Here is a 23665-nt window from a genome sequence, read left to right on the forward strand (position 1 = left end):
GCCCGATGGGACGCGCCGCCGAAACAGCTCAATGCATGATCGCTTCGCTTAGTGCGCCGTGGCGCCTTCGCCTCGGCTTTTGTTCAAAGCTGCCGCCGCTGCGGCCTCTTCCGCAGCTTCGTCCCACTCGATCGGCTCGGGGGCACGCACCAAAGCGTGGCGCAGAACCTCACTGACATGGGAAACGGGAATGATGGTCATGCCCTCTTTCACGTTGTCCGGGATATCCGCCAGATCCTTCTCGTTTTCCTCCGGGATCAGCACCGTCTTGATGCCCCCCCGCAGTGCCGCCAGAAGTTTCTCCTTCAACCCGCCGATCGGCATCGCGTTGCCCCGCAATGACACTTCGCCCGTCATGGCGATGTCCTTGCGCACCGGAATGCCTGTCAGCACCGAAACGATCGATGTCACCATCGCAAGACCCGCACTCGGCCCGTCCTTGGGCGTCGCACCATCGGGCACGTGGACATGGATATCAATCTTGTCGAACACCGGCGGCTTCACCCCAATTTTCGGGCTGATCGACCGCACGTAAGAGCTCGCCGCGTCGATGGATTCCTTCATCACATCGCCCAGCTTGCCGGTGGTCTTCATCCGACCCTTGCCCGGCAGGCGCAACGCCTCGATGCTCAGCAGATCGCCGCCCACGCTGGTCCACGCCAGCCCGGTAACAACCCCGACCTGATCTTCGACTTCAGCCAGCCCATAGCGGAACTTCTTCACGCCCAGGAACTCGTCCAGATTGTCGATCGTGACCCTGACCTGCTTCGCTTCGCCCTTGACGATCATCGTTACCGCCTTACGCGCCAGCTTGGCCAGCTCGCGTTCAAGGTTCCGCACGCCCGCTTCGCGGGTATAGCGGCGGATCATCTCGTCCAGTGCATCATCCGACACCTCGAACTCGCCCTTGCGCAGGCCGTGGTTCTTGACCTGCTTGGCAATCAGATGCTGCTTGGCGATCTCACGCTTTTCGTCCTCGGTGTAACCGGCCAGCGAAATGATCTCCATCCGGTCCAGAAGCGGGCCCGGCATGTTATAGGAGTTCGCCGTGGTCAGGAACATCACGTTCGACAGGTCATATTCGACCTCAAGATAGTGGTCCACGAAGGTCGAGTTCTGCTCAGGATCAAGCACTTCCAGCATGGCGCTGGCCGGGTCCCCCCGGAAATCCTGCCCCATCTTGTCGATCTCGTCCAACAGGATCAGCGGGTTTGTGGTTTTCGCCTTTTTCAGCGCCTGAATGATCTTGCCCGGCATCGACCCAATGTAAGTCCGACGGTGGCCACGAATTTCAGATTCGTCACGCACCCCGCCCAAGGAGATGCGGATAAACTCGCGCCCCGTGGCCTTGGCGACCGATTTGCCCAAGCTGGTTTTACCCACGCCCGGCGGCCCGACAAGGCACAAGATCGGCCCCTTCAGCTTTTGGCTGCGCTGCTGCACCGCCAGATATTCAACGATGCGCTCCTTGACCTTTTCAAGTCCATAGTGGTCGCGATCCAGAACCGCCTGCGCCTTGTGCAGATCCTTTTTGACGCGCGATTTCACGCCCCACGGGATCGACAGCATCCAATCCAGATAGTTGCGCACCACCGTGGCTTCGGCGCTCATCGGGCTCATGTTCTTGAGCTTTTTGACCTCGGCATCGGCCTTTTCGCGCGCTTCCTTGCTCAGCTTGGCGGCGTTGATCCGCTCTTCCAACTCGGCAATTTCGTTTGCACCCTCTTCGCCATCGCCCAGCTCCTTCTGAATGGCCTTCATCTGCTCATTCAGATAATATTCGCGCTGGGTGCGCTCCATCTGGCTTTTGACGCGGGTCTTGATTTTCTTCTCGACCTGAAGAACGCTCATCTCGCCCTGCATCAGGCCGTAAACCTTCTCCAGCCGCTCGCTGACGCTCAGCGTTTCCAGCAATTCCTGCTTCTGCGCTACTTCAATGCCCAGATGCCCGGCCACCAGATCAGCCAGCTTCGCAGGCTCCGATGCTTCGGAGACCGCAACAAGCGCCTCTTCGGGGATGTTTTTCTTGACCTTGGAGTAGCGTTCGAACTCGGTCGAAACCGTGCGCAGCAGCGCTTCGATCGTCGCCGCGTCACCCGGCATTTCGGTCAGATACTCGGCCTTCGCCTCGAAGAACGACTCGTTTTCCAGAAACTCGGTGATCCGCACACGCGCCTGCCCCTCGACCAGCACCTTAACGGTGCCATCGGGCAGCTTCAGCAGTTGCAGCACGTTGGCCAGCACGCCAGCCTTGTAAATCCCGTCCTCAGCCGGATCATCGACCGAAGGGTCGATCTGGCTCGACAGCAGGATCTGCTTGTCATCCTGCATCACCTCTTCCAAGGCGCGCACGGATTTTTCCCGGCCCACGAAAAGCGGCACGATCATATGGGGGAAAACCACAATGTCGCGCAGCGGCAGGACAGGATAGGAGGGGTTGAGTGGCTCTTGCATACTCGGTCCTTTATTATCAGCAGACGATGCGGCCCCGGTCATCGGCGGCCCCGCCGTCCCTTTCACGATACAATATCTGGGGTCTCCCCCGCGCGTTTCAACCGTATAACGGTTTCGTTACAGTCAGAATGCCCTCGCATCGCAGCATCGGCAAGGCGCGTTCTGGAAAGATGATTGATTTTCCCCTGATGGTTGCACGCGGCGGCGGGTTTTGCCTTTTCGGGCGCCGCCTTTGCCATGTGCGATCACATCGGCTCGATATCGCCCTCGGCCCGCTGCGCGTGGAAGGCCGCCTGAAACGCCTCGAATGTGCCCGCCGTAATCGCGTCGCGCATCCCCTGCATCAGTTCCTGATAATAATGCAGGTTGTGCCATGTCAGCAGCATCCCACTGATCATCTCCTGCGCGCGGAACACATGATGCAGATAGGCTCGCGAATAACTGCGGCACGCCGGACAGGTGCATGCCTCGTCCAAAGGCCGTGGATCATCCTGATGCCGGGCGTTCTTGATATTCACCACGCCGTGGCGGGTAAACACCTGCCCCGTCCGCCCCGAGCGCGACGGCAGCACGCAATCCATCATATCAATCCCGCGCGCTACGGCGCCCACGATATCGTCGGGCTTACCCACTCCCATCAGATACCGCGGCTTGTCCTGCGGCAGCATATCAGGGGCATAATCCAGCACATCGAACATCATCTCCTGACCTTCGCCCACTGCCAGCCCGCCAACAGCATAGCCATCAAACCCGATATCGCTCAGCTTTTCCGCACTTTCAGCGCGCTGATCGCGGAAAATACTGCCCTGCTGAATGCCGAACAGCGCATGGCCGGGCCGGTCGCCAAAGGCATCACGGCTGCGCTGCGCCCATCGCATCGACATCCGCATGCTTTCCAGCGCGACTTTTTCCTCGGCCGGAAACGGCGTGCATTCATCGAAACACATCACGATGTCACTGCCCAGAAGCCGCTGAATCTCCATGCTACGCTCGGGCGTCAGGGTGTGACGCGACCCGTCGATGTGCGATTTGAAGGTCACTCCCTCTTCGTTCATCTTGCGCAGACCGGACAGGCTCATCACCTGAAACCCGCCACTGTCAGTCAGGATCGGCTTTTGCCAGTTCATGAATTTGTGCAGCCCGCCAAGCGCATCAATCCGCTCGGCCGTTGGCCGCAGCATCAGATGATAGGTATTGCCCAGCAGGATATCCGCCCCGGTCGCCGCCACGCTTTCGGGCAGCATCGCCTTGACCGTCGCCGCCGTGCCCACCGGCATGAAGGCCGGCGTGCGAATATCACCGCGCGGGGTCGCTATCACGCCGGTGCGCGCCTTGCCATCAGTGGCGTTCAGCCTAAATTCAATCCGTGCCGTCATTCGTTACCCCTTCTGCTCACACTACCCCGTCCCACACGCGGCCCCGTTTCGCCGAGCCTGCGCGGCAAACGCCCCCCTATCGGACAGTTTGCAGCAAATGCCAAGATGTCAGGGCCTCTCTATGCGAACAAGCTATCCTATTGAGCAAGAAGCCCCCCGCAAGGCCCCGCACACACCAAGATTGCCCTGCCCCACTTTACCTCGGGCGCGGCGTTCCTTATATCTTCACTCAGGAAATAATGGACAGGTTAGATGACCCAGACCGCAGAACCTCTTGAAGGCGCCCCGCTGATCGCGCCCTCCAGCACCGATCATCCGCTCTATGATGCCGTGGTCGAGGCCTGCCGCACCGTGTACGACCCCGAGATCCCGGTCAATATCTATGACCTTGGTCTGATCTACACGATCAATATCAGCCCTGAAAACGAAGTCCACATCACCATGTCGCTGACCGCCCCCGGATGCCCGGTCGCAGGCGAGATGCCCGGTTGGGTCGCCGAGGCGATTGAACCGATGGATGGCGTCAAACATGTCGAAGTTGACCTGTGTTGGGAACCGCCATGGGGCATGGAAATGATGAGCGACGAGGCCCGCCTCGAACTCGGCTTCATGTAAACACTTCGCAAGTTATTTTACCTGCTTTCGCAAAATGCAAGTAAAAATACTTGCAAAACGCCCAATCCTGCGGCACTCTCGCCTGACGGAGGCCGCATGACCCACCCCATCGCCGTATTGACCGGAGACCTGATCGCATCCACCGCGCTGCCCCGCGCGCGGCTCGAAAACGCGATACAGGCATTGGCACAGGCCGCGCAGCAGATTTCGGACTGGCAAGGCGGAGCGTCGCCCCGCTTTACCCGCAGCCGCGGGGATGGCTGGCAAATCTATCTGGTGCATCCCGAAATGGCCCTGCGCGCGGCACTGTATCTGCGCGCCGCCCTGCGTATCGGCGGCAAGGATCTGTCCACCCGCGTTTCAATCGCCACTGGCCCCGCTACCTTGCCCGACGCGCCCGACCTGAACCACGCCGGTGGCGCGGCTTTCGTCGCCTCGGGCCGGGGGCTGGACGCGATGACCGGCCCCGTTACCATGACCCACGCAAGCGGCGGTGCGCTCGCCGCAGCCACCTGCCTGGCCGACCATATCAGCCAAAGCTGGACCTCGGCACAGGCCCGCGCCCTGCTGCATATGCTGCCCCCCACACCGCCCACCCGGACCGAAGCTGCGGCGCTGATCGGCATTTCCCGCCAAGCGGTCGATCAGGCCCTGTCCGGCGCCGGATACGCCGCCCTGACCGAGGCGCTGGCGCTGATCGAAACCGCCCCCTAAGATGCAAGCGAATTAACCTGCCAGCATTAAAAGCAAGCCCTTTTCCTTGCCCCACAGACCGGAGCCGCCCGCATGATCCACACCTTCACCGCGCTGCTGTTCGCGCATATGCTGGCCGACTTCGTGCTGCAAACCGACTGGATTATCCGCAACAAGGCGCGGTTCGGCGTGCTGTTGCTGCATGCGGCGCTGGTGCTGCTGACCGCACAGGCCACCACCGGGCAACTGGCCTCGGCCCCGCTCTTGGTGCTGGCGGGTGTGCACCTGCTGATCGACTGCATCAAAACCTATGGCCGATTCTCCGGGCTGTCAGGTTTCATGACCGATCAGGCCGCGCATCTGGTGACACTGGCCGTCGTGGCCGTGCTGGTGCCCGACCTGTGGCAAACCGGGATGTGGGCCGCCCTGCCGCAGCTTTTGCCACTGATGGCGCTGCTGGCCGGGCTGATCGCCACCATCACCGCAGGCCAATACGCAATTGGCCTGCTGATGCGCCCACACGCCACCCGCATTCGCAACAACGGGCTGAAACAGGGCGGGCGCCTGATCGGAATGCTGGAACGCGGCCTGATCTTCGCGCTGATTCTGTTGGGCCAACCGCTGGGCGTTGGCTTTCTGGTCGCCTCCAAATCAATCCTGCGCTTCGGCACCGCCACCCGCGACCAACGCACAGCCGAATATGTCATCATCGGCACTCTGGCCTCGTTCGGCTGGGCAATTCTGGCCGCTTATGCCACCCAATGGCTGTTGTCTTGCCTGCCCCCGCTTGAGATTGCCGCCCAACAGCCCTAGATTACAGACAAGCAACACAACAGGACCAAACCCATGTTCGGCATTCCCGGCAAACAGGCCGTCAGCATCACCCCCGCCGCCGCGACGCAAATCGCGCGCCTGATGACCAAGGACGGTCACAAGGGCCTGCGCATTGGCGTCAAAAAAGGCGGCTGTGCCGGCATGGAATACACCATGGATTACGCCTCCGAGGTTGATCCGATGGACGAGGTCGTGGAACAGGACGGCGCGCGGGTGATGATCGCCCCCATGGCGCAGATGTTCCTCTTCGGGACCGAGATTGATTACCGCAGTTCGCTGCTGGAAAGCGGGTTCCACTTCAACAACCCCAACGTGACCGAGGCCTGCGGCTGCGGCGAATCCATCAAGTTTGCAGGCATGTAAGATGGCCGTCGATCCAGAGTTTCTGGATCACCTGCGCGACCTTTTCGCCGGTCTTGGCCCGATCCGCACCGGGCGCATGTTCTCGGGCGCCGGGCTTTATGTCGAAGACGACGTGATGTTCGCGATGATCAGCAGCGCCGGAACCCTGTTCATGAAATCCGACGCGACCACCGAACACGCCTTCCTTGAAGCGGGCTCCACCCCCTTCAGTTATGAACGCGGCGGCCGGACGCAGGCCATTAACAGCCTGATGTCCCTGCCCGAAAGCGCGCTGGATGACCCCGACGAGGCGCTGCACTGGGCACGCCTGTCGCTGCCCCCGGCCCATATCGCCGCGGCCGCAAAGCGCCAGCAGAAGGCGCGCAAGAAGGCCCGTAAAACCTAAGCTCCGGCTCGGCTTCCGGCCTTCAGATGAACATAGGTCTCCTCAAACCGGCGCGACAAATGCTCGCCCGCCAGGATCACCTTGCCCGACCCCATCGGCGCCACGTTGGCGTCGTGATTGGGGTTGAAAAACAACGGCACTGAAATCCGCTCGGCCGCCGACCCCTTGACCCGGTGCGAAGTCGCCACCACGCGCCCCTGCGTCCACATCTCAAGCATCTCACCGAAATTGATGATGAACGTGCCCGGCTCTGCCGCCACCGGCAGCCAAGTCCCCTCGCGGGTCAGCACCTCCAACCCCGGCGTGCCGTCGGTCGCCAGCAAGGTCAGACAGCCATAATCAGTATGCGCGGCAATGCCGAAATCCTTCTCCCCGGCCCAATCCGGCCGCTGCGGGTAATAATTGCCGCGCAGCAAGGCCATCGGGCGGCTGAACTTGTCATCGAAGTAACTGCGATCTTCGCCCATCGCTGCGGCAATCCCCCGCAGCAAACCCATCGCCACACCAAGCGCCTTGGCGTAATAATCCTGCACAACCTGACGGAATTCCGCCTGCCCCTCTGGCCACAAATTGGGCGCATAAACCCCAAGGCGCGCCAACGGATCCCCCGGCGGCAGCTCGAATCCGCAATCGAAAACCTGCTTGAAATCCGGGTTCGCGTCAGGGTCCACCTGCTCGGCCAACGCAGCCCCCCAGCCCCGGTTCGCCCCGGTCCGCGCCATATCCACCGCCTGTTTCTGCGCCTGCGGCAACCGGAAAAACCCGCGATAGGCCTCGATCACATCCACAACCTCCTGCGCCGAAATCGCGGTATTATGCACCGTCAGAAACCCGACCTCCTGCGCGCCGTGCCGCATCTGCCGCAACGTCGCCGGATCACCTGCCTGCAAAGCTGCGGCATCAATGGATGGAATCATCGCCACCTCCACATCGTTCTGCCCACAAGGGGTCACTCTCATCCTGCCAGATCTTGACCTCAGCGCCCAACTGGCAAAGATGCCCACAACAGAAAAATAATCAATTTGACGGGGAAACGCATGATGCGACGCAAACTGGCCGCAGGCAATTGGAAAATGAACGGGCTCAGCACAGACTTGGCCGAACTGGACCGCCTGATAACCCGCCACGCCGCACCCGCCGTCGATCTTCTGCTCTGCCCACCCGCCACACTGCTCGCTGCGGCCTCGGCCAGACTTGGCAACCACCCGCTGCTGATCGGCGGGCAGGATTGCCACGCTGCGGCCTCAGGCGCCCATACCGGCGACATCTCGGCCAGCATGCTGGCTGATGCCGGTGCACGCGCCGTGATCCTCGGCCACTCCGAACGCCGCCAGGATCACGAGGAAACCGACCAAATGGTCCGCGCCAAAGCCCGCGCCGCCCACGCCGCTGGCCTGACAACCGTCATCTGCCTCGGCGAATCCCTTGACGAACGCGAGGCCGCAAATACCCTCGACATCATCGGCGGTCAGCTCTCCGCCTCGGTGCCCGACAATTCCACCGGTGAAAACCTGGTGATCGCCTACGAACCGATCTGGGCCATCGGCTCGGGCCTGACCCCCACCCTCGACCAGATCGGCGAAGTCCACGACTTCATCCGGACCCGCCTCGAACGCCGCTTCGGCGCAGGCGTCGGACGCTCGGCCCGGCTGCTCTATGGCGGCTCCGTCAAACCTGAAAATGCAGCTGAAATCTTCACCATCTCCAATGTCGACGGCGCCTTGGTCGGCGGCGCCAGCCTGACAGCAGATGACTTTTCCGCGATCATCACAGCGCTCGAAGCCAGCACGACCTGATCCTTTCACATTTTGCAAATATCCAAAATCCAGCCGCTCCGTGATCGGGAAGGTCGGATTTTGAGTATTTTCATCAGAAAGAAACGGGCAAAGGCCTAAAACAGAAGCGACGCCCCGATACAGAGCGTCGCTTCTCAGTTTCTTCACAATCGGCGCGCGGAAGCGCACATTCGGATCACGCCTAGTTGGTGATGATCTCAGGTCCCATGAAGGTCGTCGGCAGCCAGGTGCTGAGGATCGGAATGTATGTCACCATGATCAAGAAGACGAAGAGCACCGCCAGGAAAGGCAGCGACGCCCGCACCACCCGCATCATCGGCATGCCCGCCACGCCAGATGTCACAAACAGGTTCAAACCGACCGGAGGCGTGATCATCCCGATCTCCATATTGACCACCATGATGATGCCCAGATGGATCGGATCAATGCCCAGCTGAATGGCAATCGGAAACACCAGCGGCGCCACGATCACGATCAAACCCGACGGTTCCATGAACTGCCCGCCAATCAGCAGGATCACGTTGACGATCACCAAGAACATCACCGCTCCAAAGCCAGCTTCCAGCATCACGCCCGCAATCTGCTGCGGGATCTGCTCATCGGTCAGCACATGCTTCAGGATCAGTGCGTTGGCGATGATGAACATCAACGTCACCGTCAGCTTGCCCGCCTCGAACAGCGTATCGCGGGTATCGCGGTGGAAGAAGACCGTGATCAGCGCCAGTGGCTTGTCCATCAAGCTCAGGTTTCGCTCGCCCTCTGGTCGGGCCAGCGGCCCCATATCACGGTACACAAAGCTGGCAATGAAGAAGGCATACACCGCCGCCACAGCCGCGGCCTCGGTCGGGGTGAAAATCCCGCCATAGATGCCGCCAAGGATGATCACGATCAGAAACAGCCCCCACCCGGCGTCACGGCCAGAGGAGAACACCTCGCCCCAGCCCAGCCACTCGCCCTTGGGCAGGTTCTTGACCTTGGCGATGCCATAGATCGTCAGCATCAGCATTGTGCCCGCCATCAGGCCTGGAATGACCCCCGCAAGGAACATCCGACCGACCGATACATCGGTGGCCGAGGCATAGACCACCATCACGATGGAGGGCGGGATCAGAATGCCCAGCGTGCCCGCATTGGCGATAACACCGGCGGCGAAATCCTTGGAGTATCCCACCTGCCGCATTCCCGCGATCACGATGGATCCAATCGCCACGACCGTCGCCGGGCTTGACCCCGACAGCGCGGCAAACAGCATACAGGCAAATACGCCCGCAATCGCCAGACCACCAGGAAAGTGCCCCACCAGCGCGATGGAAAACCGGATGATCCGCTTGGCCACCCCGCCCGTCGACATGAAGGACGATGCCAAGACGAAAAACGGGATCGCCAGCAGCGTGTAATGCCCCGCCATTGCCTGAAACAACGTCTGTGCAATCGACGCCAGCGAGGTATCGCCCAGCACCAGCAGGAACACGATCGAGGACATGCCCAAGCTGACAGCAATCGGAACCCCGATCAGCATCAGCCCTATGACCATGGCAAAAAGAACTGCAACTTCCATGGCTTATTCCTCGTAATTCATGTGTTTGACGTCTTCCACGGCATCCTCAGCCTCATGGCTGACGATCAGGCTTTCGGCCTCGCCCCGGATCAGGCGCAGCGTCGCCTGAAGAAACCGGAACAGCAGCAGCGCCATACCGAAAGGCAGGATGGCATAGGGGATGAACCGCGGCAGCTTCTCGTAATGCTCGCCCTCGTTCATCACCGGTTCGATCCAGCGCAGGAATTCCGGGAACGGGATATCCACCACCTCGTACCAGCCACGGAAACTTGTCCGCTTCATCTCTTCCAGCCCGGTGGGAAACCAGCGCCCCGTCGTCTGTGGCAGGTTGGCGAAATTCGCCCAGTAATCCCACGCCCCCTTCAGCAGCAGCATCGTATACGCGATACAGACCGCCGCCGCCAACAGCGCCAAAACCCGGCGCAGTTTCGGGCTGAAGAATACCAGCAACGCATCCACCCCCAAATGCGCCGTGACCTTGACCGCATAGCTGACGCCAAACAGCACCAGCCAGGCGAACAGAAACGTTACCGCCTCGAGGCCCCAGATCAATCCGGTGTTGAACCCATACCGCAGGATCACATTGACGAAGGTGATCACGGTCATCAGACCAAGGATCAGCGCGATTCCGGTCTCCTCGATCTCGTTGACCACTCGGCCAAGCGCCGTTTTCGGCTGACATTGCGCAGACATCGCGTGCCCCTTCCCTCCGAAGGATATGGAAAACCCGGCCCCGTTTCTGGGGCCGGGCAAGTTGGCCTTTATCTCAGGCTCAGTGTTTGGCGTTGATCGCCTGGGCCGCGTCGATGTTCTCTTGTCCGACGTCAGCGGTGAACTCGGTCCACACGGGCTTCATCACATCGACCCATTCCTGGCGCAGCTCGGGCGTCAGTTCGCGGATCACGCCGCCCGCATCCAGAATGGCCTGACGCGCCTGCGCATCCACTTCGGCCACAGCAGCGTTCCGGCTTGCAGTCACTTCGGCGACGATTGTGCCCAGCTGGCTGCGTACATCCTCGGGCAGGCTGTCCCACCAATCGGTTGAGGTCACGACCATATAGTCAAGCACGCCGTGGTTGGTTTCGGTCGAGCCGTCCTGAACCTCAAAGAACTTCTGACCATAGATGTTCGACCAGGTGTTTTCCTGACCGTCCACAACGCCGGTTTGCAGCGCGCCGTACACTTCGGAAAACGCCATCGGCTGCGGCGAACCGCCAAGGGCAGACATCTGCGCCTTCAGCACATCCGAGTTCTGCACCCGGAACTTCATGCCCTTGGCATCCGTAGGATGCACCAGCGGCTTGTTGGCCGACATCTGCTTCATGCCATTGTGCCAGAATGCCAGCCCCAGCAGACCGCGGCGGGTCATCGACTGCTTCATCGCCTTACCGGTTTCCGAGTTCTGGAACTCGTCTACCGCATTGATGTTCTTGAACATGAACGGCAGGTCGAAAATGCGGAACTGTTTGGTGAACTGCTCGAATTTCGACAGGCTGGGCGCGGCAAACTGTACGTCGCCCTGCAGCATCGCTTCCAGAACCTGATCGTCGTTATACAGCGTCGAGTTCGGGAAAACCTCCATGCAGGCCTTGCCGTTCATCTCAGCGTTGACGCGCTCCATCAACAGGGTGGCGGCGATGCCTTTGGGGTGTTTGTCGGTGTTGGTTACATGGCTGAACTTGATGACAATCTCGCCATCGTCACAGGCTGCAAACGCGCCCTGTGCGGTGACAGTCAGCGCCAGCGCCGTTGCGGCAGTGGTCAGGAATTTCATGTCGGTCTCCTCCCGAAATCTCGAAAACGTTTCAGTGCGCCCCATTCGGGCGCGACATGCAGAACATTCCCAAAGGTGAGGCTCCACTCAAGCAAAAGTGAGCGTTTTTTGAGCGCCTGAAAAACACCCACTATTTCAAACGCTTAGGTATGCGCCCAACACATACCCGCCATGCCGCAAAGCAGCAATGTGCGGAAATCCGCACAGGCCTGATGCATCACTGTGCGAAAATCCGCACAGCAGCAGAACGCCCCCGCGCCCGAATCCCGCGCAGCCCAGCCTCAAACCGGCTCAGCGGAACTCTTCGGGTTTGATCCCATAGCGCGCCAACTTGTCGTAAAACGTCTTGCGCGGCAACTTCAGCGCCTTGGCCGCCTCGCTGGCATGGCCCAACTCGCGGCGCAGCGCGGCAATCAGCAGGCTGCGCTCCACCCGCGCCATCTGCTCGGCCAGCCCCAGATCGGCACCGGGGCTGTCCGCCTCGCCTTCTCCCGCACCCAGTCCCAGCGCGAACCGCATCGCCGCACTCATCAGCGCGCGCGCATTGCCCGGCCAATCCTGCGCCATCAACCCGGCCACCACATCCGGCGTCACCTCGGGCGGGGTCAGCCCCGCCTGCTCGCTGGCCTGCGCCACATATTGCCGGAACATCACCGGAATATCGTCGGGCCGCTCGGCCAGCGACGGAATGCGCACCCGCATCACGTCCAGCCGGTAAAACAAATCCGGGTTGAAATGCCCGTCCTGCGCCGCTGCCCGCAGATCGCTGGTGGTGCCGCCAATCACCCGCGCCGTCATGCCCCGTTCGATCCGTTCCAGCGCGGCAAACTGCGTCTCGGTCGGCATGTTCGACAGCTCGTCCAGAAACAGGCTGCCCCCCGCCGCCGCCTCGCAAGCCGCCTCGAACGCTGCGCGGTCCAACCCCGCCGCGGGCCGCTTCACAAACGGTCCCTTGGCAACCGGCGACATCAGATGAATCACCTCTGCCACCTTGGAAATCCCTGATCCCGGCGCGCCCATGACCAACACCTCAGCCCGCGCCTGCGCCACGATCCGCACCCGTGCCCGCAACCCCTCGGATACCGCCGAGGCTCCGAACAACAACCGCGCCGCCGGGTCGCCCGCCTCCAGTTGCGCCTTCAGGCGGCGGTTTTCCAACACCAGCGCGCGGTTTTTCAACGCCTGCTCAACCACCGCCAGCAGATCGGCCGGGGCACAGGGTTTTTCCAGAAACCCAAACGCGCCCTGCCCCATCGCCTTGACCGCCATCGGAATATCGCCTTCGCCGGTCAGCAGGATCACCGGCAGCTCGGCATCCACCCCCTGCGTATACTCCAGCAGGTGAAACCCATCGCGCCCCGGCATCCGGATGTCCGAGACAATCACCCCCTCGAACCCGGCCGAGATATGATCCTTCGCCTCGATGAACGACCCCACCGCGCGCGGCTTCAGCTCAGCCAGCTCCAGCGTCTGCGCCAGCGCCTCGCGCACCGCCACGTCGTCATCCACCACCATCACCCGCCGTATCATGCCGCCGCCTCCTGTGCCGCTGCCGTCAGCTCGACCGTGAACACCGCGCCGCCGCCAGTCCGGTTTCGTCCACGGATCACGCCGCCAAAACTCTGCACCAACCCGTAAGAGATCGACAACCCAAGCCCCATCCCCTCCGAGGCCCCAACCTCTTTGGTCGAATAAAATGGATCGAAAATCCGCTCCGGCTCGCGAATGCCCGGCCCGGTGTCGGCCACATCCAGAAAAACCTGCCCCCCCGCACGGCGCAGCGTGATCGTGATCCGCTTGCCTGTCCGCCCGGCCATCGCATCCACCGCGTTGCTGATCAGATTGACCACCACCTGCCCCAGCCGCACCTCGCCGCCCATCACCTCGACCGGGCCGGGCGGCGCGTGCCACTCCAGCGCCACCCCCTCCTGCAGCAGGCGCGCCTCGCTCAGTTCCAGCGCGCTGCCCACCACCATCGCCAGATCGACCCGCGTCACCGGTTCGCTTTCCTGCCGGGAAAACGCGCGCAGGTTCTTGATGATCCGCGCCATGCGCTTGGCCAGCGCGCTGATCCGCTCAAGGTTTTGCACCGCCCCGCCCGGCTTGCCGCGATCCAGAAACAACGCGCCATTCTCGGCATATTGCTGGATCGCCATCAATGGCTGGTTCAGCTCGTGGCTGATGCCCGCACTCATCTGCCCCAGCGCGCTCAGCTTGCCCGCCTGCACCAGATCGGCCTGCGCCTTCTTCAGTGCCGCCTCGGCGGCACTGCGCTCGGCCACCTCGCGCCGCAAGGCCGCATTCGCCGCCGACAGCTCGCCGGTGCGCTCGGCCACCCGCGTTTCCAGCCGTGCATTCGCCAAGGCCAGCGTCCGCCGCCGCTCTGTCGCCAGAAACAACAGCGCCCCGAATGCCAGACAGACCGCCGCCACAACCGCCGCCTGCAACCCCGCCAGCCGCCGCGCCGGATCAACATCAATCAACGCCTCGGCCCGCATGCCGATCACTGGCAAATCCCGCGCCAGATGCAACGCCCGGCGCGGCACATAGGGCGACCAATCCGCCAGCCACATCTCATGCCTCCCGGTCTGGCGCATGGCAAAATCCGGCATCGCACCGGTTTGCGGACGCAGCCCGCCCCCCGTACGCTGCTGCCAGAACAACAGCTCGCTGCGGTTGGAAATGAACACCACCCCATCGTCGTCGGTGAAAAACACCGCCGGGCGCGCCCCGCGCCACTCGGCCTCGACCCGCCCGATATTGGCCACCACCACCACCGCGCCACTGAACACCCCGTCGCCATCGAAACTCGGTGCCGCAAAATAATAGGCCCGCTGCCCGGTCACCGCGTTGATTCCATGATGCTCGCCCAAAGCCCCCTGCCGCGCCCGCTGAAAATAGGGCTGATCCGCGACCATGTCCGGCTCGGTCCCGTTGGCCGTCGCCAAAACCCGGCCCGCAGAATCAACCCGCAGCACATCCAGCGCTGCCGTCTTATCCGCCACTTCAAGCAGCAACACCCGCGCCCGCGCCACATCCGCAGCGCCGTTCAACCCGGCCAGCCCCGGATGATCCGCCATCAGCACCGCCAACTGCTGATACAGTTGCAATTGCCCCGTCAGCCGGTCCGTCGCCAGCGTCAGATCCGCCTCGCCGCGCTGCGCCACCTGGTCCAGCGCCTGCACATAGCCATAGCGCCACACCCCGCCCGCAAAGACAGTCACAGCCGACAAAAACAGGATAAACACGGTCAGACGCCGCCACACGGATCGCTTCATGCGCCGCAATCTATCGCGTCGCCCCTTGCATTGGCCAGAGGGCATGACAAAGCTGCCCGCATGATCGCATTCGACCAATCCCCGACCCAGCCCGGTTTTGTCCAAAACCCCTATCCGTTCTACCACCGGGCCCGCGCCACCGGGGATCTGTTTTTCTGGCGCGACTACGGCCTGCCCTGCGCCGTCTCCCACGCCGCTGTCTCGGCCCTGCTCAAAGACCGCCGCTTTGGCCGCGAAGCGCCGCCCGAACTGACCCCCGCCATTCCGCCGCACCTGCGCCCCTTCTATGACATCGAGGCGCATTCCATGCTGGAACTGGAGCCGCCCCGCCACACCCGCCTGCGCGCGCTGGTGCTGCGCGCCTTCACCACGCGCCGCATCGCCGCGCTGACACCCGAGATTGAAACACTGTGCCACCACCTGATCGACGCTTTTCCGCCCGATCAGGTCGACCTGCTGCCCGCCTATGCCACCCGCATTCCCGTCATCATCATCGCCCGCCTGCTTGGTGTCCCCGAGGATATGGCCGACCAGCTTTTGCACTGGTCCAACGCCATGGTGGCCATGTATCAGGCCCGCCGCAGCCGCGAGATCGAAAACGCCGCCGTCACCGCCGCGCAGGAGTTTTCCGCCTTCCTGACCGGTCACATCAACGCCCGCCGTACCGCGCCCGCCGATGACCTCATCACCCACCTGATCGCCGCCGAACAAGACGGCGCTCGCCTGTCCACGGACGAGCTGATCACCACCTGCATCCTGCTGCTGAACGCCGGACACGAGGCGACCGTGCATTCCCTCGGCAACGCGGTCAAAACCCTGCTGGAAACCAACACGGCCCCCGCCGCGCTACGCCCAGACCACATTGATCAAACCGTCGAGGAATGTCTGCGCTACGATCCTCCTTTGCACATGTTCACCCGCTACGCTTATGAAAACGTAACAATTTTTGGCCACAGCTTCGCCCGTGGCGACCGGGTGGCGCTGCTGCTGGGGGCGGCCAACCGCGACCCCGCGCTCTGGCCCGACCCCGACAGATTCGACCCTGACAGAAAAATACGAACAAACTCTTCCTTTGGGGGCGGTTTGCATTTCTGCGTCGGCGCGCCGCTGGCCCGGCTTGAACTGCGCATCGCCCTGCCGATCCTGTTTGACCGCCTGCCCGAACTGCGCCTTACTCAGCCGCCAACCTACGGGAACCTATACCATTTCCACGGGCTTGAACGGCTGATGATCGACACCGCCTGATTACACCTCAAGCGGCAGTTCCGTCGTCGATTTGATCTCTTCCATCGACAACAGCGCCGTGACGTTGTGCACCTTCACCTCGCCAATCAGCGCCTGATAAAACGCATCATAGGCCCGCGCGTTTTTCACCCGCACCTTGAGGATGTAATCAATGTCCCCCGCCAACCGGTGCGCCTCCTGCACCTCAGGGCGATTGCGCAGCGCATTCAGAAACTTGTGCTGCCAGTCCGCCTCGTGCTCCGAGGTTCGGATCAGCACAAAGAAGCACGCCTCGAACCCCAGCTTTTCAGCATCCAGAACCACTGTTTGCGGCCCCATCACCCCGGCTTCGCGCATTTTGCGAATGCGATTCCAAACCGGCGTCTTCGACGAGCCGACTTTGCGTGCAATTTCATCCAACGACTGCCCGGCATCGCGCTGAAGCTCTGCCAGAATTTTCCGATCTGTCGCATCCAACCGAACTGACATTTCCCGACCTCCGGTAATTACGGAATATTTCCCCACGTTGCGCCAAAACCCAACCACATCATTCTTATCGGTGGGCGCATCTGGCGCAATAGGGGGAATATTTTCTATATTGGACAGTAAGTCAACCAATGCCCCACCGACGCTGTCAACCGCGCTCACCGGGCCGGAACAGCCACAAGCGGAAGGACTCTCTGATGCCACGCCCCTTCACTCCCAAGGTGATAACCGCCAATGCCCTTCTCGAAGGCGATGTTGTCTATTTCACCCCTCAGGACGGCTGGACCCGCGACATGGCTCAGGCCGAACTGATCGAGGACGAGGCCCACGCCCAGCTGCGCCAGCTCGAGGCCGAGCGCCAGCAGAACACCGTCGTTGGCGTCTATCTGGCCGAGGTTGCCAAAGGCCCGACCGGCCCCGAACCCACGCACTTCCGCGAGGAATTCCGCCGCACCGGCCCCTCGAACTATTTCCACGGCAAGCAAGAGGGGCTGACCTGATGTATCAATACTCCGAATTCGACAGCGCCTTTCTGGCCACCCGCAACGACCAGTTCCGCCAACAGGTCGCCCGCCGCATCGACGGCTCGCTGACCGAGGATGAATTCAAGCCGCTGCGCCTGATGAACGGTCTTTATCTGCAATTGCACGCCTATATGCTGCGCGTGGCGATCCCTTACGGCACGCTCAACAGCGCGCAGATGCGGCAGCTGGCGCTGATCGCCGACAAGTGGGACAAGGGCTATGGCCACTTCACCACGCGTCAGAATATCCAGTACAACTGGCCGACCCTGCCCGACGTGCCCGACATGCTGGATGCGCTGGCGCAGGTGAACCTGCACGCGATCCAGACCTCCGGCAACACCATCCGCAACGTAACTGCTGACCACTTCGCCGGGGCCGCTGCCGACGAAATCGCCGACCCGCGCCCCGTGGCCGAGCTGATCCGGCAATGGTCCACCGACCACCCCGAGTTTCAGTTCCTGCCGCGCAAGTTCAAATTCGCCGTGACCGGCAGCCCCAACGACCGCGCCGTGACCCGCGCCCATGACATCGGTCTGCGCATGGTCACCCAGAACGGCCAGCCGGGGTTCGAGGTGATCGTCGGCGGCGGCTTGGGCCGCACCCCGCTGATTGGTAAAGTTATCAAAGACTTCCTGCCCAAAGCTGATCTTCTACCGTATCTCGAGGCGATCGTCAGCACCTACAACCTGCTGGGTCGGCGCGACAACAAATACAAGGCGCGGATCAAGATCACCGTGCTGGAAAACGGGCTCGAGAAGATGCAGGAACTGGTCGAGGCTCGCTTCGCCGAACTGCGCCCGCAGTTCGACGGCATCGATCAAACCATGCTCGCGCAGATCGAAACCCATTTCGCCGCACCAAACTACATCAACAAAGACACTCAAGCCTTTGATTCGGAATACGAATCAAACCCGATCTTCCGCAGTTGGGCCGACACCAACCTCAGCCCCCACAAGGCCGACGGCTATGGCATCGTCTCGATCAGCCTCAAGGCCCACGGCGAAACGCCGGGCGATGCCAGCAGCGATCAGATGCGCCTGATGGCCGACCTTGCCGCGCAATACGGCCACGATGAATTGCGTATCAGCCACGAGCAGAACGTGATCCTGCCGCATGTGCATAAATCCGACCTGCCCGCGCTGCACGCAGCGCTGAAATCCGCCGGGCTGGCCACCGCCAACATCGGGTTGATCAGCGATATCATCGCCTGCCCCGGCATGGATTACTGCGCGCTGGCCACCGCCCGCTCGATCCCCGTGGCGCAACAGATCGCGGCCCGGTTTGACGAGCTGAAACTGGAACACGACATCGGGCCGCTCAAGCTCAAGATCTCGGGCTGCATCAACGCCTGCGGCCATCACCATGTCGGTCACATCGGCATTCTGGGGCTGGATCGCGCCGGGGTGGAAAACTATCAGATCACGCTCGGCGGCAGCGCCACCGAAGACGCCGTGGTCGGCACCCGCGCCGGTCCGGGCTTTTCCTATACCGAGATCGTGCCCGCCATCGAACGCCTGATCCTGGCCTATCTCGACCTGCGCGAAACACCCGAGGAAACCTTCCTCGACGCGTACCGCCGCCTTGGCCTCGACCCGTTCAAAGCTGCGCTTTACCCAGAGGCGGCCCGAAAAAATGCCGCTTGAGGCCCCCTTGTCCCCCGTCGCCGAGCGGGTCACGCACCTGAACGCGCGCTACAAGCACCACGCGGCCAGCGCGGTGTTGCGCCGGGCCATGTCCGACCCTCAGGTCGGGCGCATCGCCATGGTGTCCTCCTTCGGGGCCGAAAGCGTGGTGCTGCTGCATATGGTGGCAATGATCGACCGCACCACTCCGGTGCTGTTCATCGACACCCAGATGCTATTCCCCGAAACGCTGGACTATCAGCGCGACGTGGCCAAGCGGCTGGAGCTGACGGATATGCGCGTGATCCACGCCAACACGGCCGAGGTCGCAGCCCAGGACCCCTACGGCACGCTGCATATGCGCGACACTGATGCCTGCTGCGCCCTGCGCAAAACCCGGCCGCTGGAACAGGCGCTGTCGGGGTTTGATGCTTGGATCACCGGGCGCAAACGGTTTCAGGGCACAACCCGCTCGGCGCTCGATTTCTTTGAAAACGAAGAAGACCGCCGGATCAAGGTCAACCCGCTGGCCCATTGGGACAAGCAGGATGTTCAGGACTACCTGATCAACAACCGCCTGCCACGCCACCCACTGGTTGCCCGCGGCTTCCCCTCGATCGGCTGCAAACCCTGCACATCCGCCGTCAAACCGGGTGAAGATGAGCGCGCAGGCCGTTGGCGTGGAACGGAAAAAATCGAATGCGGCATCCACATGGTGGATGGAAAAATGGTCAGAACAGGAGCACAACAATGAGCGTGATCGTCACCGATACGGGCTTTGGCCCCGACACATGGACCGCCGACATCACCCCGCTGAGCGAGGCCGCCAACGATGCAATTGCGCTGGACCTGCCCTCTGATACCGCCCCCGAAACGCTGACGGACAGGCTGCCCGGCCTTCAGATGATCCGCGTCGATTTCCCCAGCTTCGCCGATGGCCGTGGCTTCACCATCGCCCGGCGCCTGCGGCTTCTGGGCTATACCGGTCGGTTGCGTGCCCGTGGCCATGTGATCTCAGATCAATATGCCATGGCCCGCCGCTCCGGCTTTGACGAGGTTGAAATCAGCGATGACCTCGCCGCCCGCCAGCCGCACAATCAATGGGCGTTCCGCGCCGATTGGCAGGCCCACGACTATCAGTCGCGGCTGCGCGCCGGCTGACGGCGCAAACGCGCCTTTCAACTGACATGGATCAAAGATAACTAGGGAATGCCGGTTTTATCATCGGCCAGAGACATTATTATGACCGAGATGACACCCGTGACCGAAGCCAAACCCGTCAAACTGCCCACCCTGCCCGATGCCCAGACCGTCACCATGGTCAAACACTGGACCGACCGGCTGTTTTCCTTCCGCGTCACGCGCCCCGCCTCGCTGCGGTTCCGCTCGGGCGAGTTCGTGATGATCGGCCTGATGGGCGAGCCTGACGCCAACGGCAAGCAAAAGCCGCTGCTACGCGCCTATTCCATCGCCTCGCCGTCGTGGGACGAGGAGCTGGAGTTCTACTCGATCAAGGTGCCCGACGGCCCGCTGACCTCGCGGCTTCAGCACATCGAAGTCGGCGACAAGATCATCCTGCGCCCCAAACCCGTCGGCACGCTGGTGCATGACGCGATCCTGCCCGGTAAACGGCTGTGGTTCTTCGCCACCGGCACCGGCTTTGCCCCCTTCGCCTCGCTGCTGCGCGAACCGCAAACCTACGAGGATTATGACGAGGTCATCATCACCCACACCTGCCGCGAAGTTGGCGAACTGGCCTATGGTGCCGAACTGATTGCCGGGCTGAAAGACGATCCCCTGATCGGCGAACTGATCGGTGACAAGCTGCGCTACTATCCGACCACCACCCGTGAACAAAGCCCCAAGATGGGCCGGATCACCGACCTGATGCGCTCGGGCGAGGCTTTCCGCGATCTCGGCGTCGCGCCGATCAATCGCGAAACCGACCGGGCGATGGTCTGCGGCAACCTGGCCTTCAACATCGAACTCAAAGAGATGCTCGAAGGCTACGGCCTGCGCGAAGGCGCCAATTCCGACCCCAAGGAATATGTGGTCGAAAAAGCCTTCGTCGACTGATCACAGCCACCGACCTGACATAAAAACGCCGCGCCCTGATCCAGAGCGCGGCATTGTTGTTTTACAGATCTTAACAGCTGAGAAAGATCAGCCGCCCAGCCCCAGAAGGTCCCGCGCCTGCTCCAGCACGCTTTTCAGAACCTCGGGATTGTCCTGCGCCTTTTTCAGCGCCGCCTTGGTGGTCAGCTTGACCCCGACATTCAGATCCGACGCGTCGATGGCCTCGGCCGCTTTGTCATAATCGAATCCCTCGACCGAAAAGATCTCGGTCATGCTGGGGGCTGCCTCGGTTGCGGCCTCTGTCGCGGTTGTTGTCGCGTCTGTGGTGGTTTCTGTGGCGGCATCCGTCACTGCGGTGGCCGCCTCGGTTGCGGTTTCCGTTGCCTCCTCAGTCACAGCATCGCTCGCCGCTTCGGTTGCCGACGTCGCGGTCGCAGCCGCAGCGTCAGCCGCCTCTTTTGCCGCCGCTTCAGCCGCAGCCGCCGCTTCAGCCGCCTCGGTCGCCGCCGCATCAGCCGCCGCTTTCACCGCATCAGCCGCCGCCTGCGCTTCTTCTTCAGCCTTCGCAGCAGCAGCCGCCGCCTCGGCCTCAACCTTCGCAGCAGCGGCTTTTGCCTCCTCCGCCGCCTGGTCAGCCGCAGCTTTGGCTGCCTCTGCCGCTGCGGTGGCAGCCGCTTCGGCCTCTTGCGCCGCTTTTTCGATCATCGACGGCGCTTCGATCGCCGCCGGCGCCTCTTCCATCACGGCCTCGGGTGCCTTTGGCGCCAGGACGAAATATCCGACCACCGCGATAAGAATGGCAACAACAACCCACAGCAGGTTTTTCATGGCATTTGTCCTCTCGTTGAATGGGCCGCACATTCGTGCAGCCTATGTGATACTCGGTGACAGATGCGCACATTCAAAGGAAGCAGCAAGGGGGAAAGGCTATAAAATCGGCTCAGTTCCGCTGATTTGCCGCTTGAAGTCAAACCGATGGAAGGCTACCTTGCAGCCTCGAAATTCTCCAATGACCGAAGGAACAATACCATAGCCCGCAGACCTCATAATGCGCCTCCCACGCGCGAAACCGGCCCTCGCATCAACGAACGCATCCGCGGGAGTGACATCCGGCTGATCGGCGCTGACGGTGAAAACGTCGGTGTCGTATCCCCTGAACGCGCGATGATCATGGCCGAGGAGGCTGGGTTGGACCTGGTCGAAATTTCGCCCAATGCCGTGCCGCCCGTGTGCAAGATCATGGATTTCGGCAAGTTCAAGTACGAAACTCAGAAACGGGAATCCGAAGCGCGTAAAAAGCAGAAGATCATCGAGATCAAGGAAATCAAGTTCCGCCCGAACACTGATGCCCATGATTACGGCGTCAAGATGCGCTCGGTGTTCAAGTTCCTTGAAAACGGCGACAAGGTGAAGATCACCCTGCGGTTCCGTGGTCGTGAAATGGCCCACCTCAACCTCGGTCGCGAGCTGCTCGAGCGTGTTGCAGAAGACACCAAAGAGGTTGGCAAGGTGGAAAACTTCCCCAAGATGGAAGGCCGCCAGATGATCATGCTGATCGGTCCGCTGCCCAAGTAAAGATCGCGCCGATCTGCCACATTTTCACGCCCCCGCGTTTATCCGAACGTGGGGGCGTTTTCATTTCTGCTGATCGAAGGACACCCCATGTGGGAAGAACGCTTTGCCACGCCCGAGTATGTCTTCGGAAAACACCCGGCCCGGTTCCTGACGGAACATGCCGCCTTGCTGACACCCGGTGCCACCGCGCTCAGCGTGGCCGACGGCGAGGGCCGCAATTCGGTCTACTTGGCGCAGCAGGGCATGGACGTGACCGCGCTCGAATTCTCGCCCTCCGCCATCGCCAAGGCGCGCACGCTGGCCGCCGAACGCGGCGTCAGCGTGACCTTTCAACAGCAAGACGTGCTCAGCCATGATTGGCCCACGCCCTATGATCTGGTTGCGGGGATTTTCATTCAGTTCGTCGGGCCGCAGGATCGCAAACGCCTGTTTGACGGCATGAAGCAGAGCGTCCGCCCCGGTGGCCTGATTCTGCTGCATGGCTATACGCCCGATCAGATTGCCCTCGGCACCGGCGGGCCGCCATTTGTGGAAAATATGTATACCGACGAAATCCTGCGGGCCGCCTTTGTCGGCTGGGACATCCTAGAATGCCGCAGCTACACCCGCGAGGTTCAGGAAGGCCGCGGCCATTCCGGCCAGTCCGCCCTGCTCGACTTCGTCGCACGCAAACCCGCCTGAAGCGTTATGTTTTAGCGCGCGCAAAACGCGGGCGGGGCGCGGCCCCCGCCCTTGCGCCAGCCTTTCAGCCAGCCGCCGTCACCGCCCGCCCCGTCAGCACGCCGATCAGATGCGCGCGGTAGGCTGGTGTGGCGTGCAGGTCGCCGATCAGCCCGTCTGCGTCCACGCTCATCCCCGCCAGCGCCGCCGGGCTGAAATTCGCCGTCAGCGCCGCCTCGGCCTCGGCCCAGCGAAACACGCCGCCCTCGGACGCGCCGGTCACTGCCACGCGCACGCCGTCGGCGTATTTCGCCACGAACACGCCCACCAGCGCGAACCGCGACGCGGGCTGCGCGAACTTCTGATAATTCG

At 62.0% G+C, this 23665-nt stretch carries 24 protein-coding genes and 1 pseudogene; 14 read left to right on the top strand and 11 right to left on the bottom strand.

Annotated features, from left to right (window positions below; genetic code table 11):
* Positions 1 to 48 precede the first annotated feature (48 nt).
* Together lon and tgt are read right to left on the bottom strand one after the other, a co-directional pair.
* Positions 49 to 2454 (bottom strand): endopeptidase La, encoded by a 2406-nt coding sequence (lon, locus tag BSF79_RS18305; RefSeq protein ID WP_090271277.1) that lies wholly within the window; start codon positions 2452 to 2454, stop codon positions 49 to 51.
* 245 nt (positions 2455 to 2699) lie between these two features.
* Complete coding sequence (gene tgt, locus BSF79_RS18310; RefSeq protein ID WP_090271278.1) at positions 2700 to 3830, bottom strand: tRNA guanosine(34) transglycosylase Tgt; 1131 nt, start codon at positions 3828 to 3830, stop codon at positions 2700 to 2702.
* Positions 3831 to 4082: 252 nt separating this feature from the next.
* Between tgt and BSF79_RS18315 the strand changes: the two genes are divergently transcribed.
* The 5 genes from BSF79_RS18315 (at position 4083) to BSF79_RS18335 (ending at position 6720) form a co-directional block, all read left to right on the top strand.
* Positions 4083 to 4445, top strand: coding sequence for an SUF system Fe-S cluster assembly protein (locus BSF79_RS18315; protein ID WP_090271279.1), 363 nt, complete (start codon positions 4083 to 4085; stop codon positions 4443 to 4445).
* A 96-nt stretch (positions 4446 to 4541) separates the two neighbouring features.
* Positions 4542 to 5159: a hypothetical protein gene (locus BSF79_RS18320; RefSeq protein ID WP_090271280.1), complete on the top strand. Its 618-nt coding sequence runs from the start codon at positions 4542 to 4544 to the stop codon at positions 5157 to 5159.
* 72 nt (positions 5160 to 5231) lie between these two features.
* A complete protein-coding gene (locus tag BSF79_RS18325; RefSeq protein WP_090271281.1) occupies positions 5232 to 5951 on the top strand; it encodes a DUF3307 domain-containing protein in 720 nt (239 codons plus the stop codon).
* A gap of 33 nt (positions 5952 to 5984) precedes the next feature.
* Positions 5985 to 6335 (top strand): HesB/IscA family protein, encoded by a 351-nt coding sequence (locus tag BSF79_RS18330; RefSeq protein WP_090271282.1) that lies wholly within the window; start codon positions 5985 to 5987, stop codon positions 6333 to 6335.
* Position 6336: 1 nt separating this feature from the next.
* A complete protein-coding gene (locus BSF79_RS18335; RefSeq protein ID WP_090271283.1) occupies positions 6337 to 6720 on the top strand; it encodes a TfoX/Sxy family protein in 384 nt (127 codons plus the stop codon).
* Here BSF79_RS18335 and BSF79_RS18340 read toward each other — a convergent pair.
* Positions 6717 to 7637 (bottom strand): isopenicillin N synthase family dioxygenase, encoded by a 921-nt coding sequence (locus tag BSF79_RS18340; protein ID WP_090271299.1) that lies wholly within the window; start codon positions 7635 to 7637, stop codon positions 6717 to 6719. The genes BSF79_RS18335 and BSF79_RS18340 overlap by 4 nt on opposite strands.
* Positions 7638 to 7760: 123 nt before the next feature.
* On the opposite strand from BSF79_RS18340, the gene tpiA reads away from it, so the two are divergent.
* Positions 7761 to 8516 carry a triose-phosphate isomerase gene (gene tpiA, locus BSF79_RS18345; protein ID WP_090271300.1) on the top strand — a complete coding sequence of 252 codons (756 nt, stop codon included), beginning with the start codon at positions 7761 to 7763 and terminating at the stop codon, positions 8514 to 8516.
* 181 nt (positions 8517 to 8697) lie between these two features.
* Here tpiA and BSF79_RS18350 read toward each other — a convergent pair whose 3' ends face one another.
* The 5 genes from BSF79_RS18350 to BSF79_RS18370 form a co-directional block, all read right to left on the bottom strand.
* On the bottom strand, positions 8698 to 10074 hold the full coding sequence (locus tag BSF79_RS18350; RefSeq protein ID WP_090271284.1) for a TRAP transporter large permease: 1377 nt from the start codon (positions 10072 to 10074) through the stop codon (positions 8698 to 8700).
* 3 nt (positions 10075 to 10077) lie between these two features.
* Positions 10078 to 10767 (bottom strand): TRAP transporter small permease, encoded by a 690-nt coding sequence (locus BSF79_RS18355; protein WP_090271285.1) that lies wholly within the window; start codon positions 10765 to 10767, stop codon positions 10078 to 10080.
* 79 nt (positions 10768 to 10846) lie between these two features.
* Complete coding sequence (locus tag BSF79_RS18360; protein ID WP_090271301.1) at positions 10847 to 11848, bottom strand: TRAP transporter substrate-binding protein; 1002 nt, start codon at positions 11846 to 11848, stop codon at positions 10847 to 10849.
* Positions 11849 to 12139: 291 nt separating this feature from the next.
* Positions 12140 to 13378, bottom strand: coding sequence for a sigma-54-dependent transcriptional regulator (locus BSF79_RS18365; protein WP_090271286.1), 1239 nt, complete (start codon positions 13376 to 13378; stop codon positions 12140 to 12142).
* The gene (locus tag BSF79_RS18370) at positions 13375 to 15126 is read right to left on the bottom strand and encodes an ATP-binding protein (protein ID WP_175545375.1); all 1752 of its coding nucleotides are present in this window, start codon (positions 15124 to 15126) and stop codon (positions 13375 to 13377) included. The genes BSF79_RS18365 and BSF79_RS18370 overlap by 4 nt, the downstream gene beginning before the upstream one ends.
* Before the next feature lie 60 nt (positions 15127 to 15186).
* Between BSF79_RS18370 and BSF79_RS18375 the strand changes: the two genes are divergently transcribed.
* Entirely contained in the window at positions 15187 to 16371 is a 1185-nt protein-coding gene (locus BSF79_RS18375; protein WP_090271287.1) for a cytochrome P450, read from the top strand.
* Here BSF79_RS18375 and BSF79_RS18380 read toward each other — a convergent pair whose 3' ends face one another.
* Entirely contained in the window at positions 16372 to 16839 is a 468-nt protein-coding gene (locus BSF79_RS18380; RefSeq protein WP_090271288.1) for an Lrp/AsnC family transcriptional regulator, read from the bottom strand.
* A 194-nt stretch (positions 16840 to 17033) separates the two neighbouring features.
* Between BSF79_RS18380 and BSF79_RS18385 the strand changes: the two genes are divergently transcribed.
* From BSF79_RS18385 to BSF79_RS18405, 5 genes are all read left to right on the top strand, one after another.
* Positions 17034 to 17336 (top strand): DUF2849 domain-containing protein, encoded by a 303-nt coding sequence (locus BSF79_RS18385; RefSeq protein WP_090271289.1) that lies wholly within the window; start codon positions 17034 to 17036, stop codon positions 17334 to 17336.
* Positions 17336 to 19003: a nitrite/sulfite reductase gene (locus BSF79_RS18390; protein WP_090271290.1), complete on the top strand. Its 1668-nt coding sequence runs from the start codon at positions 17336 to 17338 to the stop codon at positions 19001 to 19003. Before BSF79_RS18385 ends, BSF79_RS18390 begins: the two co-directional genes overlap by 1 nt.
* Positions 18993 to 19736 (top strand): phosphoadenylyl-sulfate reductase, encoded by a 744-nt coding sequence (locus BSF79_RS18395; RefSeq protein WP_090271291.1) that lies wholly within the window; start codon positions 18993 to 18995, stop codon positions 19734 to 19736. The genes BSF79_RS18390 and BSF79_RS18395 overlap by 11 nt, the downstream gene beginning before the upstream one ends.
* Complete coding sequence (locus BSF79_RS18400) at positions 19733 to 20143, top strand: DUF934 domain-containing protein (RefSeq protein WP_090271292.1); 411 nt, start codon at positions 19733 to 19735, stop codon at positions 20141 to 20143. The genes BSF79_RS18395 and BSF79_RS18400 overlap by 4 nt, the downstream gene beginning before the upstream one ends.
* Positions 20144 to 20224: 81 nt before the next feature.
* A complete protein-coding gene (locus BSF79_RS18405) occupies positions 20225 to 21058 on the top strand; it encodes a ferredoxin--NADP reductase (RefSeq protein ID WP_090271293.1) in 834 nt (277 codons plus the stop codon).
* 87 nt (positions 21059 to 21145) lie between these two features.
* Here the strand turns inward: BSF79_RS18405 and BSF79_RS18410 are convergent, their stop codons facing one another.
* Positions 21146 to 21886, bottom strand: a complete 741-nt coding sequence (locus BSF79_RS18410; RefSeq protein ID WP_090271294.1) for a hypothetical protein — start codon at positions 21884 to 21886, stop codon at positions 21146 to 21148.
* Between the two features lie 147 nt (positions 21887 to 22033).
* Between BSF79_RS18410 and infC the strand changes: the two genes are divergently transcribed.
* Both infC and BSF79_RS18420 read left to right on the top strand, forming a co-directional pair.
* On the top strand, positions 22034 to 22633 hold the full coding sequence (gene infC / locus BSF79_RS18415; protein WP_090271295.1) for a translation initiation factor IF-3: 600 nt from the start codon (positions 22034 to 22036) through the stop codon (positions 22631 to 22633).
* Between the two features lie 87 nt (positions 22634 to 22720).
* The gene (locus BSF79_RS18420) at positions 22721 to 23314 is read left to right on the top strand and encodes an SAM-dependent methyltransferase (RefSeq protein WP_090271303.1); all 594 of its coding nucleotides are present in this window, start codon (positions 22721 to 22723) and stop codon (positions 23312 to 23314) included.
* A 64-nt stretch (positions 23315 to 23378) separates the two neighbouring features.
* On the opposite strand, the pseudogene BSF79_RS18425 reads toward BSF79_RS18420, so the two are convergent.
* Positions 23379 to 23665 (bottom strand): annotated as a pseudogene (locus BSF79_RS18425) (FAD binding domain-containing protein); the annotation flags it as partial.

Source organism: Thalassovita taeanensis (assembly GCF_900110775.1).
Lineage (GTDB): Bacteria > Pseudomonadota > Alphaproteobacteria > Rhodobacterales > Rhodobacteraceae > Litorimicrobium > Litorimicrobium taeanense.